The sequence below is a fragment of the Devosia geojensis genome, assembly GCF_000969415.1.
GTDB lineage: Bacteria > Pseudomonadota > Alphaproteobacteria > Rhizobiales > Devosiaceae > Devosia > Devosia geojensis.
On the sequence record NZ_JZEX01000110.1, the window covers coordinates 26,948 to 43,605 of the forward strand.

Genomic DNA, 16,658 nt, shown 5'->3' on the forward strand with positions numbered 1-16,658 from the left:
GGCGACACCCCCCTCCCGTCCTCCCCCGCAAGGGGGGAGGTGCACTCCGGTGTTCGGGACGGGATAGTGCCATGAGCACTATGCCACACCTCCCCCCTTGCGGGGGAGGACGGGAGGGGGGTCTGCCGAACCATCGCGGCCTCCATCAGCCAGTAGTCGGACGCCGCCCGGCGCCGGAGCGTCGGGCGGCGGGGAGGAACCTATTCGACCGGGCACGGCCCTTCGGACGGCTCGTCGGGAATCCAGCACGGCGCGTTGGCCTGTTCCATCAGGCTGGCCAGCGCGTTCCCCTGCTCGTCGAGCACGGCGCGCACGTCCTGATTGGCGAGGACGATACGCTCGAAGGTGTCGGTATAGACCTGGTTGAACTGGCCACCGAGATCGCCGAGTCCTACCGGCAGCAGTGCCGGCAGCGCGTCTTCGCCGCCCGTCATGGTGGAGATCGCTTCGCCCAGCGCCTGGGCCGAGGGCGGCAGGTCGTCGGGCAGCGGAGCGTCGGTGACGGGATAGAAATTGGTGGCGAGGAGCGTCGCGACCTGCGTTTCCGGCTGCATCATATAGGCAACGAGGGCCTTCGACTGCTCGATGTCCGGCGCACCCTGCGGCACGGCGATCCCCGCGAGCACCGGCATGAAGCCGCGGCCGGCCGGGCCCGAAGGCGCCGGGAAGGCGACGAAGTCGTCCGGACGCTGGTTGAAGGCGTCGGCGAGCCGGGCCACGTGGTCGAAGGCCACCCAGACGTCGCCGTTCAGCAGCTGTTCCTGCATGAAGGCATAGTTGGTCGAGGCGGGATTGGTGTACTGCCAAAGCTCCTTGAAGGTGTTCCACGCCGTCTCGGCCTCGGCCGAGCGGAACTTCGTGACCGTCGAGCCGGTATAGGACGGCAGCAGGAAGCCCTGGAAGAAGCGGTGCTTCAGACCCTGCGGACCGGCGGGGAAGCCGAACTTGGGCGAGCCGGTTTCGGTGGCCAGCACTTCCATCCAGTCGACGAGCTGCTCATAGGTCAGAGCGTTGATGTCGGCACCTTCGGGCAGGTATTCGAGCGCCTGCCGATTGGCCGCCATCACGTAATTGGCCTGCATCCAGGGAATGTAGAGCTGTTGGTCGGTGCCGAGCTTGCCGAGCTCGAGGAAGGTCTCGTTGACCTCCACCCCGCCGAGGTCGACGTCCGAAAGATCGGCCCAGCTGTCGGCATAGGTCGAAAGCTCGCCGTGCAACGCACCTACGATGCCTATACTGCCCGAGCCGGCCTCGAGCTCCGCCTCGAGGCGGGTGACGAACGGGCCGACCTCCTGGGGCTGGAAGTCCACTCCACCCTCGAACCCGGCCAGCACGTTCTCGCGCATGGCCTGCGTTTCCTCGATGGGCGAGGCCTGGGTCGACCAGAACAGCACCTGCGCAGAAGCGGCGACGGTGGCTGTCGCGGTCATGGCGGCTGCCAGCGCTCCCGCCAGCAGCAGCCGTGATTGGTTCTTCATCTATTCCTCCCTTGGTGTTTTGCGTTCACTGCGCTCGGTCCGGCGCGGGCCCGTGGCTTGCGCGCAGGATCAGGTTGGGCCGGATCAGCCGTGTCATGGGCTGGTCCGGTCGAGTTTCGATGACTTCAACGAGCATGTGCGCGATCTCGCTCGCGCAGGCCCGATTGCCGGAGTCGAAAGTGGTGAGCCCGGGGGGCGCATAGGCACTGGCGGTGATGTTGTCGAAGCCGACGACGGAGAGATCGCGCGGGATGGAGAGCCCTGCCCTCGCCGCCTCCTCCATCACCGTCAGCGCGATCTCGTCGAAAAGGCCGATGATCGCAGTCGGACGCGTCTCGGCATGCAGCATGCGGTTTATGGCAGCAACGCTCGCCCCGCGATCGAAGCGGGGGAAGGACTCGACGTCGAGCCGCACCGCCGGGTCGCCGCGCGCAGCAATGGCCCGGTGCAGACCCGTCTCGCGGTGGTGGCGGAAGGTCATGGCGTCAGAGATCGTGATGAGCCCGATATGCCGGTGGCCGAGCCCGTAGAGCATCTCGAACGCCTCGGCGAATGCCGTCTCGCCGTCGCTGTCGAGCCAGTGGTGGCGAGCGCGCGGATCGAGCAGGCGTCCATGGGCAACGAACGGGAAATTGCGGGCTGTGAGATAATCGATCCGCGTGTCGACTTCCGCGATGCGGGGCACCACGACCCCGTCGGCGCGCCCACTCTCGACCACGTGCCGCAGCACCGTAAGCTCGTCGCGCCCCTGCGGGACGGTGGCGAGGAACAGGTCCATCCCATGCGAAACCAATCCCTCGCCGAGGCCGGTGATGAACTCGCCGAGATAGGAGTCCGCGAAATTGAGCCCGCGGATGGGCATGACGAAGCCGGCAAAGCCGCTGCGTCCCAGCACGAGATGGCGGGCGGCCTGGTTGGGCACGTAGCCGAGTTCGCGCGCCGCCTCGGCCACGCGCTGACGGGTTTTGAGAGCGATCTGCTCGTGCCCGGCAAGCGCGCGCGAAACGGTCGTGATCGACACGTCCAGCCGCTCGGCAAGCTCCTTGAGCGTCTTTGCCCGTTGAGAAACCAGAATCGCCTCCCCGCGATTTGAACGTTTGCAATCGCTGATTTTCATTTTGCAAACGCTTTAAATTCGTCTCACGGGTTTGCGGGGATGTCAACCGCAGGACGTCTGATTGTGAAAAACCCGAGTTCTGGGATAGGGGGCGGCGAGTGCTGGATGGTCGCCGTTGATTCAATCAACAAATCTGATACAGATGATGGCGTCTTTGCTTTCAGCCGAAACCATTTGCCATGAGCCGCAATTTTCTGGTTGTCGACCCCGAGGAGGGCATCGAGGTCCTCAAGGGGCTCGCCTCGACGATCCGCGTGAAGATTCTCAAGCTTTTGCATGTCGAAGGGCCGATGAACGGCAACGAGATCGCCGAGCGGCTGGAGCTGCCGCAATCGACGGTCTCGACCAACATCCAGATCCTCGAGGGCGCCGGGCTCATCCGCACCGAGACGCAGAAGGCGCGCAAGGGCAACCAGAAGATCTGCCACTCGACGTTCGACGAGGTACTGGTGATGTTCAAGGAGGACATCACCCCTCTGCACGCCAATACCGTCGAGGTGGCGATGCCGCTGGGTCTCTATACCAGTTGCCAGGTCTCGGCGCCCTGCGGGCTCTGTTCGAGCGAGGGCATCATCGGACTCCTCGACGTGCCGGATACCTTCCTCGATCCGGAGCGGATGAAGGCCGGGCTCATCTGGTTCACGCGCGGATACGTGGAATACCAATTTCCCAACAACGCCAAGCTTTCGCAGAACAAGATCGACTCCATCGAGGTCTCGCTCGAGCTCTCCTCGGAAGTGCCGGGCACCTCGGCCGACTGGCCGTCCGACATCACGCTCTCGGTGAACGGCACCGAGATCGGCACGTGGACGTCGCCGGGCGATTTCGGCGACAAGCGCGGCGTCTACACGCCCTCCTGGTGGAAGCTCAAGGGCAGCCAGTACGGCAAGCTCAAGGGCTGGCGGGTGACCGAGAACGGCACCTACGTCGACGGGCTCAAGATTTCGCCGGTCTCCCTCAAGGATCTCGACCTCGAGAACCATCACTCGATCCGCCTGCGCATTGCGGTCAAGGAAGACGCCAAGCATCCGGGCGGCCTCAATATTTTCGGGCGCGGCTTCGGAAACTACGACCAGGATATCGTGCTACGCCTGACGACGGCGCGCTAGGAAGTCCGCCGCGCCTCTGCCTGCTTTTTATCCCGCATCCCCTCTTGCGCGCGCCTGCGCATGTCATGTACAACCGCGAACACTGATACAAATCAGAATATCGGGTTGATTGGAGGAGACGGATGAAAGCGACCGTAACGGCCCATAAGGACTACACGATCTCAAAGATCGACGACCGCGTCTACGGGGCGTTCCTGGAGCACCTCGGCCGCGCCATCTACGAGGGCATCTATGAGCCCGATCACCCGACCGCCGACGAGAACGGCATGCGCGGGGACGTCGCCAAGCTGGTTAAGGACCTCAATGTACCAGTGGTTCGCTACCCTGGGGGTAACTTTGTTTCCGCCTACAACTGGGAGGACGGCATCGGACCCAAGGAAGAGCGGCCGGTGCGGCTGGACCTCGCCTGGCACACCTCGGAAAGCAACGCGGTCGGTATCCACGAATTCGCCGACTGGTGCGCGACGGTTGGAACCGAGATGATGCTGGCGGTGAACCTCGGCTCGCGCGGCGTCGACGAGGCCCGCAACTTCCTCGAATACGTCAACCATCCCGGCGGCTCCTATTGGAGCGACCTGCGCATCAAGAACGGGCGCAAAGAGCCGTGGAACGTCAAGATGTGGTGCCTCGGCAACGAAATGGACGGCCCCTGGCAGGTCGGCCACAAGGACGCAACGGAATACGGCAAGCTGGCAGCCAACACGGCCCGCGCCATGCGCATGTTCGACAAGTCGCTCGAGCTGATCGTGTGCGGCTCGTCCAACTCGGACATGGCCAGCTATCCCGACTGGGAACGCATCGTGCTCGAGCACACCTATGATCACGTCGATCACATCAGCCTGCACATGTATTTCGGCAACCGCGACGACAACACGCCGAACTATCTCGGCCTCAGCCACAAGCTCGACCGCTATATCGAGACGGTGGCCGCCACCATCAAGCAGGTGAAGGCCAAGAAGAAGTCGAAGCGCGACGTCTATATCTCGTTCGACGAGTGGAACGTCTGGTATCACTCGAACAAGCAGGACCGGAAGATCCTCGACGGCAATGACGGCTGGCCACATGCGCCCGGATTGCTGGAGGACATCTACAACTTCGAAGACGTGCTGATGGTGGGGCTGATCCTCAACACCTTCATCCGCCGCTCGGACGTTGTGAAGATCGCCTGCATCGCGCAGCTGGTGAACGTCATCGCCCCGATCATGACGGAAAAGGGCGGCCCCGCCTGGGCGCAGACGATCTACTATCCGTACTACTTCGCGTCGGTCTACGGCCGCGGCACGGCGTTGCAGCTCCTCACCAGCTCGCCGGGCTACGAGACGACGCACGAGGCCGAGACCCCCTATGTCGACGTTTCGGGCGTTCACAACGAAGACGAAGGGACGCTGACGTTCTTCCTCGTCAACCGGCATGCGAGCGAAAGCATCGAGACGGAAGTGAGCCTCGAAGGATTCAGCAACGGCACGGTCCTCGACCACCAGGTGATGACGCACCCGGATCTCAAGGCCGTCAACACGGCCAAGAACCAGCAGGAAGTGGCGCCGCGCAAGGGCGACGGGGCCAAGCTTGCGGACGGCAAGCTGACCGTCTCCCTGCCCCCTTATTCCTATCAGATGGTGCGCATCAAACTTTGATCCACGGGGGTGTAAAATACCCCTCCAGATTCAATAGAATTTGAAGTTCTGCGCGCGGGCGCACTCCAAATCCGGAGTGCGCCCGTTTGCTTTCTATATCATGTTTTCGGGTTCGCATCATAATGTGCGTTGACAAGTTTGCGTCCTTGGATAGCATGTCCGGCGAGGTGCTGGAGGGCACTTCGCAGACGGGGCAACCAAGTCCCGACAAGGGAGGACATTGATGGATAGACGCAGTTTTCTGATCGGCACCACGGCTATCGGCGCGCTGATGGCCGCCGGCAACGGCCTGGCGTTCGCCCAGGACGCCGCCGAGGGCTCCGCGCCGGACCTGGCGCAGTTCCCGCGCAACGAAACCGTGATCGTGCACAACCCCGAAGGAATCATCCGCAATCCGGCCTGGTTCAACCTGTGGGTCGTGGGCGGCGGCGGCGGCACCAGCAACGGCCTGCACCAGCTGACGACCGATACGCTCTGGCTCATCGACCCGGACGCGGGCGTCGAGGGCGCGAGCGAGAACGCCGTCTACAACTCGCTGGCGGACGGCCCCTGGCAATACAACGACGACTTCACCGAGATGACGGTGAAGCTCAAGCAGGGCATCGCCTGGAGCGACGGCGTCGACTTCACGGCGGACGACGTGGTCTACACCGTCGAGAAGCAGAAGGCGACGCCGGGCATGCCCTTCAACGGCGCCTTCTCGACGCAGGTGGCGTCGGTCGAGGCGACCGACCCCTATACCGTCCACTTCACGCTCAACGCGCCGAATTCGCGCTTCCATACGCTTTTCTCGGTGCGCTGGACCGGCGCCTGGATCATGCCCAAACACGTCTTCGAGAACGTCGAGGACATCACCAGCTTCCCCAACAACCCCCCGGTCAGCCTGGGACCCTATACGCTCCATTCGTTCGATCCGAACGGCACCTGGTACATCTGGGAAAAGCGCCCGGACTGGGAGAAGACGGCACTGGGCATGGTGGGTGAGCCCAAGCCTCGCTTCATCATCTACCGGAACAACATCACCACCGACAACCGCCTCATCGAGATGCGCAACGGCAATCTCGACATGGTGCACGACCTGACGCCGGAAGGCACGTTCTCGATCGTCCAGCAGGACAGCCAGGTGCAGGGCTGGTTCCCGGGCTTCCCCTACGCGCACCCGGACCCCACGCTGGTGATGGCGATCTTCAACCATCAGAACCCAAAGTTCCAGGATAAGCGCGTCCGATGGGCCCTGGCGCTGATGCTCGACGCCCGGGCCATGTCGATGGCGTCCTACCGTGGCGCGGCGACCCTTTCGGCCATCTCCGTGCCCCCGACCGGCACACATCCGCGCGACTATCATGGTCCGCTCCAGGACTTCCTCATCAACTACGAAGTCGATACCGGCACCCGCAAGGTGAAGCCGTACGATCCGACCATCGGCATCCAGATCGCCGACATGGTGCGGCCGCAGTTCGGAGAGTCCGTGCCAACCGATGAGGCGGCCATCCGCAACGCCTTCGGCTATGGCTGGTGGAAGCAGGACATCGCGGCGGCCGAGGAACTGCTCACCGCCGCCGGCTTCACCAAGAACGGCAACCAGTGGATGATGCCCGACGGGCAGCCCTTCTCCTTCAGCGTCATGGTTCCGCAGGAAGGCGTGGTCAATCGCCTGGGCACCATCATCGCGCAGACCTGGACGCAGAACGGCGTGCAGGCGACCGCGGAAGTGGCCACGGACAGCTGGGACCGTCAGCGCGTCGGCAATTATGAGTGCAACATCGCCTGGGCGGTGGAAACCTGGGGCGGCCATCCGGACCTCAGCTTCTTCCTCGACAGCTATCACTCGTCCTACGTGGTCGAACCGGGCCAGTCCCAGCCCGACCGTAACTGGATGCGCTGGAGGGATCCGCGGCTCGACGAGATCATCGAGAAGATCCGCGGCATCGACTTCAACGATCCCCTGGGCATCGAGTACGGCCACGAGTTCGTCAAGCTGCACTTGGAAGAGATGCCGAACATTCCGATCATGGCGTACAACGTGTTCTCGATCCAGTCGAACCGGTTCTGGACGGGCTGGCCGAACGCGGAAAGGCCCTACGCCAATCCGGTGACCAACTGGTCGAACGGGCGTTACATCTTCACGCAGATCACGCCCGTCACCGCCTAAGCATCCCTCCCCGGTGGTCCGGCCTACGGGCCGGGCCGCACGGGAATGGAACGTCGGTTCGCCCCTCTTGCTGAGAGGGGATCGGCCGGGAGGGTTCCGGTAACCCGCCCCCTTTGTCCGTTTCGCCGGCCACGAACTGACGGCCTGGAAAAGAAACTCCAGCCACGATGCTGGATCGGTTGAGGAGTCCGAATGCAAGGTTATTTCTGGTTCGTCGGCAAACGGGCGCTTCAGCTTCTGGCCGTGGTGTTCTTCGGTATCTCGGCGACGTTCTTCGTCACGCACCTTTCGCCGATCGACCCTGTCGAGCAGGTGCTGGGCCGTATGACGGCCCGCGCAAATTTCGCGCCGGAGGCCATCGTTGCGATGCGCCAGGCGCTCACCGAAATGTATGGGACCAACGAGCCGCTGCTCAGCCAATACATCAACTTCTGGCTGCGGCTGATGCGCGGCGACCTTGGCCCCTCGCTCCTGGCCTTCCCCACGCCGGCGATGGCCCTGGTGATGCGTGCGCTGCCGTGGACGCTGGGCCTGCTCATCACCTCCACCATCATCACCTTCGTCATCGGCAACCTTTTCGGCGGGCTTGCCGGCTACGCGCAGGACAACAAGTTCTTCAAGGCCTTCGGCATCGTCGCCATGGGCCTGCAGCCCATCCCCTACTACATCGTCGCCTTCATCCTGCTCATCATCTTCGGCTTCCTCTGGCCGGTGCTGCCGATCTCGGGCGGCTTTGCCATGAACGTGACGCCGGGGTGGAACTGGACCTTCGTCGGTTCCGTGCTGACCCACTCGATCCTGCCGGCCCTATCGCTGGTGCTGGTCGGGTTCGGCGGCTGGTTCATCGGCATGCGGGCGCTCGTTTCCAACGTCGTTACCGAAGACTATGTGACCTATGCCGAGCTGGCGGGCGTCGAACGCAAGACGATCGTCGGCGGATATGTGATGCGTAATGCCCTGGTGCCGCAGTTCACCGCGCTCGCCATGACGCTCGGCGGCGTATTCTCGGGCACGGTCATCACCGAGCAGGTGTTTAACTATCCGGGCATGGGCTCGCTGCTGATCGATGCGGTCAATGCCGGCGATTACTCGCTGGTGCTTGCCGTCTCGACCGTATCGGTGAGCGCGGTGGCGCTGGCGATCTTCATCGTCGACCTCTTGCACCCCCTGCTCGATCCGCGCGTGCGGGCGGAGTAACCGACATGCTTGCCGTTTTCCGCGACCTTCTGCGCTACAACATCGAATTCGCCATCGGCATCGTGCTGGTGGGGCTGGTGGTGATCTTCGCCTGTCTCTCCTTCTTCTCGCCGGTCGACCCGTCGCTCATCTACATGACCATTCCCGACCAGCCGCCTTCGGCGCAGTACTGGTTCGGCACCAACTCGCGAGGGCAGGACCTTTTCTGGCAGCTCTCGGCGGCGTTTCGGAACAGCCTCATGTTCGGTCTGACCGTGGCCATCCTTTCCCGCATCATCTCGATCGCCGTGGGACTCGCCTCCGGCTATATCGGCGGCTGGGTCGACCGCGTGCTGATGTTCATCAACGACATCTTCGTTGCCGTGCCGATCTTTCCGGTGCTGGTGCTGTTCTATTTCGTCTTACGCAACAATCTCGACAGCTTCACGCTGGCGCTCATCATGGCGTGCTTCGGCTGGCCGTTCGACGCGCGGCTCATCCGCTCGGTGGCGCTGGGTCTAAAGCACCGCGAGTTCACGCGCCATGCGGTGTTCGCCGGCATGTCGACGCGCAAGGTACTGCTCGAGGAGCACCTGCCCTATGTCATGCCGATCATCTTCTCGACCTTCATGAACAACATGCTCTGGTCGATCGGACTCGAGGTGACGCTGGCGGTGCTGGGTTTCACCAACATCAACAATCCGACCATCGGCACGGTGCTCTACTGGGCCAACAGCCACTCGGCAATGGTGGTGGGCACGTGGTGGTGGATCGTCATCCCGGTGATCCTCATCGTCATGACGTTCCTCGGCCTCTTCCTGCTGGCGATCAGCATGAACGAATACATCGATCCGCGCAGCCGCCTGCGCAGGATGGGGGCGTGATGTCCGCACGGGCTCATGGCTGTCACCCCGGCGAAAGCCGGGACCCAGTAAACGGCACCGGCTCGACCTGGCGCTGGAGCTGCCAGTCGCATCACTGCGGCAGGAACCACCGAGCCGGCGTGTACTGGATCCCGGCTTTCGCCGGGATGACATCGAGGGGTGGGGAACATGGTATGACTAAAGAGGCCGCCGCATGACCCAGGACATCCTCAAGGTCGAGGACCTCAAGGCCTACTACCAGATGAACTACTTCGGCATCGAGCGCGAGGTTCGGGCCGTCGACGACATCACCATGACGGTGCGCAAGAACGAGGTCTACGGCATCGCCGGGGAGAGCTCGTCGGGCAAGACGAGCTTCATCAAGGTGCTCGCCGCCGCCATCCGGCCGCCCTTCCGGGTGATCAACGGCTCGGTGAAATACGACTTCAACGGCAAGCCCATCGATATCACCACCGCAAGCGAGGCCGAGATCGAAGCCATCCGCTGGAAGCACCTGTCCTACATCATGCAGGGCTCGATGAGCGTGCTCAATCCCGTGCGGAGGATCGGGCGGACCTTCGAGGATTTCGCCGCGCGCCCGCTCGGGCTCTCGGGCAGGGCCTTCCGCGAGCGGGTGGTCACGCACCTTGCCAAGCTGAAGCTCTCGCCGAACGTGCTCAACGCCTATCCGCACGAGCTTTCCGGCGGCATGCGCCAGCGCGTGACCATCGGGCTGGCCACCGTCTGCCACCCCGAGTTCATCATCGCCGACGAGCCGACGACGGCTCTCGACGTGGTGGTGCAGAAGGAGGTGCTGCAGCTGATCCGCGACATCCAGAAGGAGATGGGCGCAGCGGTGATCTTCGTCACCCACGACATGAGCGTGCACGCCAACGTCGCCGACCGGGTCGGCATCATCTATGCCGGCCGGCTGGTGGAGGAAGGGCCGACGCGCGAGATGTTCTTTGCGCCCAAGCACCCCTACACCGCGCACCTGGTCGCCAGCCTGCCGCGCATCGGCGACACCAGCCAGCGCCCGGCTCTCGAAGGACGCCCGCCAAGCCTTGCCGACCCGCCGCAGGGGTGCCGGTTCCATCCGCGCTGCCCGCTGGCCGTCGACAAGTGCCGGCGCGAGGTGCCCCCGCTCGAGACCATCGGCAAGGACCACCGCACCGCCTGCTGGCGCTGGCAGGACGTCAAGCCCCTCGACCACGTGCACAGGGCCAACGGGCAGGAGGCCATCGCATGAGCGCGCTGCTCGAGGTCAGCAACGTTTCCAAGGTCTTCTCGATGGGCGGACTGCTGTCGCGCCACCAGGTGCGCGCGGTCGAGGACGCGAGCTTTACGCTCGAGGCCGACAGGCCCGAGATCTTCACCATCATCGGCGAGAGCGGATCGGGCAAGACGACGCTCGCGCGCATGATCCTCGGGCTGGAATTGCCGACGAGCGGGGAGATCAGGTTCCGCGACAAGACGGTGAGCCACCGGGTCGGCCGGCGGGAGCGGCTGGCGTTCATGGGCAACGTGCAGCCGGTGTTCCAGAACCCGTTCGAGGCGTTCAATCCGTTAAAGCGCATCGACCGATACCTCGCCTCGACGGCGCGGCGCTTCCTCAAGCTCAGCGATCTGAAAGCCATCGACAGGGCGATGGACGAGGCGCTGGTGAAGGTGGGGCTCTCCCTTGCCGAGGTGCGCGGGCGGTTTCCACACGAGCTCTCGGGCGGGCAATTGCAGCGCTGCGCCATCGCGCGGGCGCTGATCCCCAACCCGCCGCTCTTGATCGCCGACGAGCCGGTGTCGATGGTCGATGCGTCGCTACGCATGGCGATCGTCAACCTCCTCAAGGCGCTGCGCGACGATTTCGGGGTCAGCGTGATCTACATCACCCACGACCTGGCGACGGCCTACTACATCTCCAACCGCATCATCATCATGCAGAAGGGGCGGATCGTGGAGATGGGCGATGCGCGCACGGTTCTGGAGAACCCGGAGCACCCCTACTCCCGGCTGCTGAAGGCCTCAGTGCTGTCGACCGAGGACGCGGGGGCGGGCAAGCTCGCGACCGACGCGGAGATGGTGCGCACGGCCTCGGCGCTGGCCGGCGCCGAACGCAGCCGCCTCGCCGAAAGGCCGGACGGGCGGCTGGTGCGGGTCTACGAGGGGGCCTAGCGGCCCCCTTCGATCTTCCTGTGGCGCTGGTTGATGCCGCCGGCGCCGTAGGGGTAGTCGTCCATCTGCGGCTTGCTGACGTCGCCGAGGCGCGCGATTTCCTCGGGGGTGAGCTTCAGGCCGTCGGCGGCCATGTTGTCGGCGAGCTGCTCGCGGGTGCGCGCGCCCAGGATAACGGAGGTGACGGCCGGCTGGGCGGCGACCCAGGCGAGCGCGACCTGCGCCATCGAGGCGCCGCGGGCCGTGGCGATCTCGCGCACGGTGTCGATGACGGCCCAGGTACGCTCGCGGGCGTTGCGCGCTTCCCATGCTTCCATGCCGCGCTTGGGGTTCTCGCCGAGGCGGGTTGCGCCGGTCGGCAGCTGGTCGCGCTGGTACTTGCCCGACAGCCACCCGCCGGCAAGCGGCGACCAGGGCAAGAGGCCCATGCCGACATCCTGGCAGGCAAGCACGATCTCATGCTCGATGTCGCGCACGAGCAGGTTGTACTGCGGCTGCAGGGTGACGGGCATGGCGTAGCCCTCGAGCCTTGCAATTCCGGCGGCCTTGGCGATGTGCCAGCCGAGGAAGTTGGAGAAGCCGAAATAGGCGATCTTGCCGTTGCTGACGCTGTCGTCGAGGAAGCGCATGGTTTCCTCGAGCGGCGTCAGCGCGTCGTAGCCGTGCATCTGGTAGAGGTCGATCTGCTCGACGCCGAGACGCTTGAGCGAGGCGTCCAGCGCATGGGTGAGGTTGCGGCGGGAAAGGCCGAGGTCGTTAGGACCCTTGCCCATGGGAAAGCGCCCCTTGGTCGCGACGATCATCTGCGTCGCCTCGGTCGGACGGGCCTTCAGCCAGCGCCCGACGATCTCCTCGGAGACGCCGGCCGAATAGACGTTGGCCGTATCGAGGAAGTTGCCGCCGGCGGCCGCGTAGTCGTCCATGATCTGGAAAGAGGTCGCCTCGTCGGCCTCGTTGCCGAAGGTCATGGTGCCGAGGCAATAGGCGGTGACCACCGCGCCGCTGTTGCCGAGTCTGCGGTATTCCATGGGTCTTCTCCCTCACGATGCGAACGGCGCATATCCCCGAAGGCCCGTTGCCGAGAGTTCGGCACAGCTTGGATGTGTTGGCGAGCGGGATTGCGCTGATGGAAATGGGGCGCTGAAATGCGCGCTACCATACAAGCACGGATGGGGGTGGCGGGCAAGGTGGGGCGGGTGGTGTGGTGCACCGAGCTCTTCCCTTTCCGCGATGTCACCCCGGCGGATGACAGGTGGTGGGTGGGGCGACATGGTGCCCTGCCCTCCCCTCACGCTCCCTTCCCTCACGCTCTTCTTCCTCCCCTACGCGCCCACCGCGTTCCTTGCCTGGGTGCGGTACTCCAGCGGGGCGAGGCCGTGGACGCGGCGGAAGGCCTTGGCGAGGTAGTTGGCGTTGGCGAAGCCGGTGGCGGCGGCGATGGCGGAGACGCTCATGTCGGTGGCGAGCAGCAGGCGTTCGACGCGTTCGATGCGGCGTTCGAAGAGGAAAGCCGAGGGCGCGATGCCGGCGGCGGCGGTGAACTGGCGCACGAAATGGGCGCGGCTCATCTGCGCCACCGAGGCCATTCGCTCGACGTTGACCGGACGGGCGAGGTTTTCCTCGACATAGGCGATGGCGCGGCCGATGGCGACCGGCAGCTCCGGACGCGGGGCGCGGGGACCCGAGAACGCAGCGTCATAGAGGGCGGCGAGCGCGGCATAGGTGGCGGCCGAGGCTTCGCCCGGCTGGATGTCGGGACGCTCGATGAGCGTGAGGCAGGCGGCCGCGAGACGGTCGACGACGGCCTGCGAGGGCGTCAACACGGGACCGGCGGCGTCGATCGCTTCGCGGGCGAGGCGCAGGGCCTCGCGTCCGTTGAGGACCATCCAGAAATACTCCCAGCTCTGCCCGCGCTCCAGCCAATAGCGGTGGGCGTGGGGCAGGCTCAGGAGCATGGTCTTGCCGGGGGTGAGGACATGCGCGGTGCCGGCGAAGTCGAGCCGGCCACGGCCGGCGAGCGTATGCTGGACGACGAGGAACGGCGCGTTGCCGCGCTGCAGCCCATCCCAGGAATAGACTTCGTTGGCGCGCTGCTCGTAGCCGGCGCTGATGGCCATGGCATGAAGCGGCACGGGCGCGCGCGGCAGATCCAGCACGCGCACGCGATGGCCGTAGGCGATCAGGTCTTTGAGCACAAAACTACCCGCGTTGGCATAAGGTTTCTCTACACCGGAAGGGGGTGGCGGGGTAGAGAAATGCAACGTGACCGCTCCATGGCGCCACCGCCACAGGGTCATTCCCGCAAGGGCGGGAACCTCTGTCTAGCTCATCCGGATGGCCGGAGGTCCCGCTTTCGCGGAGATGACCCTGCGGAGATGAAGGCGGGAGTGCCTGTCAGGCTCATTCGAGGAGGAATCACCCCATGTCGTTCAAGATCGCCATCATCGGGGCCGGCTCGGTCGGCTTCACCAAAAGGCTGGTGTCGGATCTGTTGAAGGTGCCGGAATTCGCCGACATCGAGATCGCGCTGACCGACATCAACGAGCACAACCTCGACATGATCCGCCAGATCATCGAGAAGATCGTCTCGGTCAACAACCTGCCGGCCAGAGTGACCGCCACCACCGACCGGCGGGCGGCGTTGGCGGGCGCGCGCTACATCATGAGCTGCGTGCGGGTCGGCGGGGTCGAAGCGTTCGCCACCGACATCAACATCCCGCTGAAATACGGCGTCGACCAGTGCGTGGGCGATACCATTTGCGCAGGCGGCATCCTCTACGGCCAGCGGAACATCCCGGTGATCCTCGACTTCTGCAAGGACATCCGCGAGGTCGCCGAGCCCGGTGCGCGCTTCCTCAACTACGCCAACCCCATGGCGATGAACACCTGGGCGGCCAACAAGTACGGCGGTGTCGAGACGATCGGCCTCTGCCACGGCGTGCAGCACGGGGCCGAGCAGATCGCGAAGGTGCTGGGCATCGAGCTCTCCGAGCTCGACTACATCTGCTCCGGCATCAACCACCAGACCTGGTACATCGACATCAAGGCCAAGGGCCGGCCGGTCGGCAAGGACGAGCTCATCGCCGGGTTCGAGGCGCATCCGGTCTATTCGCGCCAGGAGAAGGTGCGCATCGATGTGCTGAAGCGCTTCGGCTATTATTCGACCGAGTCCAACGGGCACCTTTCCGAGTACCTGCCGTGGTACCGCAAGCGGCCGGAGGAACTCGACCGCTGGATCGACCTTTCCGACTGGATCCATGGCGAAACGGGCGGGTACCTGCGCCACACCACGGAGCAGCGCAACTGGTTCGAGACGGACTTCCCGAAGTTCCTCAACGACGCGGGCAAGCCACTTTCCGAGCACAAGCGCACCAGCGAGCACGCTTCGTGGATCATCGAGGCGATCGAGACGGGCCGGGTCTATCGCGGGCACTTCAACGTGCCCAACAACGGCATCATCCGCAACCTGCCGGACGATGCGATCATCGAGAGCCCCGGATTCGTCGACCGCTTCGGCATCAACATGGTGGAAGGCATCGAGCTGCCAATCGCGTGTGCGGCGACCTGCTCGGCCTCGGTCTCGGTGCAGCGCATGAGCGTCGAGGCGGCGGTCAGCGGAGACCTCGACATGCTCAAGCTCGCCGTGCTGCACGACCCGCTGGTCGGCGCCATCTGCACGCCCGAGGAGGTGTGGGCGATGGTCGACGAGATGGTGGTGGCGCAGGCCAAGTGGCTGCCGCAGTACGCCGACGCGCTCCCTGCGGCCAAGGAACGGATCGCCAAATCGACGGTCAAGACCCGGGAGTGGGAAGGCGCGGCGAGGAAGCGCGTGAGGAGCGTCGAGGAGCTCCGCGAGGTGGCGGCGGCGCGCAAGGCTTCGTAGGTCAGCCGCGGGTATCGTGTCACTCCTTCCTGGTCTCCCCATCAAGGGGAGGAGGCCGGCGTGGGGTGGGCGCAATAACCGCTCTGCGGGGAGGTATCGATATACTATCGCGTTGCATCAGCATACGCGATGCGTTAGCATTGCGTTATGATCAAGTCGTTCCGGAACGCGGCGGCTGAAGCCGCATGGCAACGCCGCTTCATCAAGGGCGTCCCGGACGACATCATGAAGGTTGCCCACCGGAAGCTCACGCAGCTTCACAATGCTCGCGACCTCAACGACCTGCGGGCGCCGCCTGGCAATCGGCTGGAGGCGCTGGCAGGAAGCAGGAAGGGGCAGCACAGCATCCGCATCAACGATCAATGGCGGATCTGCTTCCGATGGCAAAATGGCGATGCCCACGACGTCGAGATCGTGGATTATCATTGAGATGCGATCCATGGCTGATTTTGCTCCGACACATCCCGGCGAAGTTCTGCTGGAGGATTTCCTCAAGCCGATGGGATTGAGCCAGTACGCTTTGGCCAAGGCCCTACAGGTGCCACAAATCCGCATCAGCGAAATCGTCAACGGCAAGCGTGCGATCTCGCCCGATACCGCGCTCCGGCTTGCGCAGTATTTCGGCACAAGCGCCGAGTTCTGGATGGGCATGCAGGCGACTTATGATCTTGAGACCGCCCGCGACGCGGTGGGTGCGCAGATCGCCGAAACAGTGCGACCTCACGCAGCCTAAACGTCATTCCGGCGAAGGCCGGGGAACACATCAATCGCGCTGGAGGGACGGTCAGGCCTGTGCTGGCCCGTTCACACATCTTGCGGCGGTGATGGCATCTCAGGATGGGCCCCGGCCTTCGCCAGGGTGACATCGTGGGGGGTGGAATGACAGTGCGAGAGCCGCTTTTCCGGCGTGTACTGGATCCCGGCTTTTCGCCGGGATGACAGCCGGTGGTGGGGCAGGAATTCTGCCCTTGCCGGCCCCTTTCCGACGCCATAGCCTCACCTACGGGGAAGAGGACAAGTCATGGGGAAACCGGCACATTTCGTCATCGTGGGCGGAGGGACGGCGGGGTGGATCGC

The 16,658-nt window shown here is 64.4% G+C and carries 14 protein-coding genes; 10 read left to right on the forward strand and 4 right to left on the reverse strand.

All coding sequences use genetic code 11. From position 1 onward, the window contains the following. Positions 1 to 200: 200 nt before the first annotated feature. Positions 201 to 1,478: an ABC transporter substrate-binding protein gene (locus VE25_RS11950; protein WP_046108860.1), complete on the reverse strand. Its 1,278-nt coding sequence runs from the start codon at positions 1,476 to 1,478 to the stop codon at positions 201 to 203. 25 nt (positions 1,479 to 1,503) lie between these two features. Next, positions 1,504 to 2,595 carry a LacI family DNA-binding transcriptional regulator gene (locus VE25_RS11955; RefSeq protein ID WP_046108861.1) on the reverse strand — a complete coding sequence of 364 codons (1,092 nt, stop codon included), beginning with the start codon at positions 2,593 to 2,595 and terminating at the stop codon, positions 1,504 to 1,506. 179 nt (positions 2,596 to 2,774) lie between these two features. On the opposite strand from VE25_RS11955, the gene VE25_RS11960 reads away from it, so the two are divergent. The 7 genes from VE25_RS11960 to VE25_RS11990 all read left to right on the forward strand — a co-directional run bounded on the left by VE25_RS11960 (position 2,775) and on the right by VE25_RS11990 (position 11,698). Further along, positions 2,775 to 3,704: an ArsR/SmtB family transcription factor gene (locus VE25_RS11960; RefSeq protein WP_046108862.1), complete on the forward strand. Its 930-nt coding sequence runs from the start codon at positions 2,775 to 2,777 to the stop codon at positions 3,702 to 3,704. Between the two features lie 122 nt (positions 3,705 to 3,826). Next, positions 3,827 to 5,338, forward strand: a complete 1,512-nt coding sequence (gene arfA, locus VE25_RS11965; protein WP_046108863.1) for an arabinosylfuranosidase ArfA — start codon at positions 3,827 to 3,829, stop codon at positions 5,336 to 5,338. 223 nt (positions 5,339 to 5,561) lie between these two features. After that, positions 5,562 to 7,490, forward strand: a complete 1,929-nt coding sequence (locus tag VE25_RS11970; protein ID WP_201776079.1) for an ABC transporter substrate-binding protein — start codon at positions 5,562 to 5,564, stop codon at positions 7,488 to 7,490. A 192-nt stretch (positions 7,491 to 7,682) separates the two neighbouring features. Beyond that, entirely contained in the window at positions 7,683 to 8,687 is a 1,005-nt protein-coding gene (locus tag VE25_RS11975; RefSeq protein ID WP_046108864.1) for an ABC transporter permease, read from the forward strand. A 5-nt stretch (positions 8,688 to 8,692) separates the two neighbouring features. Beyond that, the gene (locus VE25_RS11980; RefSeq protein WP_046108865.1) at positions 8,693 to 9,550 is read left to right on the forward strand and encodes an ABC transporter permease; all 858 of its coding nucleotides are present in this window, start codon (positions 8,693 to 8,695) and stop codon (positions 9,548 to 9,550) included. A 193-nt stretch (positions 9,551 to 9,743) separates the two neighbouring features. After that, positions 9,744 to 10,778, forward strand: coding sequence for an ABC transporter ATP-binding protein (locus VE25_RS11985; RefSeq protein WP_046108866.1), 1,035 nt, complete (start codon positions 9,744 to 9,746; stop codon positions 10,776 to 10,778). Then, positions 10,775 to 11,698 (forward strand): ABC transporter ATP-binding protein, encoded by a 924-nt coding sequence (locus tag VE25_RS11990; RefSeq protein WP_046108867.1) that lies wholly within the window; start codon positions 10,775 to 10,777, stop codon positions 11,696 to 11,698. Before VE25_RS11985 ends, VE25_RS11990 begins: the two co-directional genes overlap by 4 nt. Here VE25_RS11990 and VE25_RS11995 read toward each other — a convergent pair. Together VE25_RS11995 and VE25_RS12000 are read right to left on the reverse strand one after the other, a co-directional pair. Then, a complete protein-coding gene (locus tag VE25_RS11995) occupies positions 11,695 to 12,726 on the reverse strand; it encodes an aldo/keto reductase (protein WP_046108868.1) in 1,032 nt (343 codons plus the stop codon). The two genes, VE25_RS11990 and VE25_RS11995, sit on opposite strands and share 4 nt — an antisense overlap. A gap of 294 nt (positions 12,727 to 13,020) precedes the next feature. Then, positions 13,021 to 13,893: a helix-turn-helix domain-containing protein gene (locus VE25_RS12000; protein ID WP_046108869.1), complete on the reverse strand. Its 873-nt coding sequence runs from the start codon at positions 13,891 to 13,893 to the stop codon at positions 13,021 to 13,023. A 227-nt stretch (positions 13,894 to 14,120) separates the two neighbouring features. Between VE25_RS12000 and VE25_RS12005 the strand changes: the two genes are divergently transcribed. From VE25_RS12005 to VE25_RS12015, 3 genes are all read left to right on the forward strand, one after another. Then, entirely contained in the window at positions 14,121 to 15,581 is a 1,461-nt protein-coding gene (locus VE25_RS12005; RefSeq protein ID WP_046108870.1) for an alpha-glucosidase/alpha-galactosidase, read from the forward strand. A gap of 147 nt (positions 15,582 to 15,728) precedes the next feature. Next, positions 15,729 to 16,010, forward strand: a complete 282-nt coding sequence (locus VE25_RS12010; protein WP_046108871.1) for a type II toxin-antitoxin system RelE/ParE family toxin — start codon at positions 15,729 to 15,731, stop codon at positions 16,008 to 16,010. Positions 16,011 to 16,020: 10 nt separating this feature from the next. Continuing rightward, entirely contained in the window at positions 16,021 to 16,314 is a 294-nt protein-coding gene (locus tag VE25_RS12015) for a HigA family addiction module antitoxin (protein ID WP_046108876.1), read from the forward strand. Positions 16,315 to 16,658 lie beyond the last annotated feature (344 nt).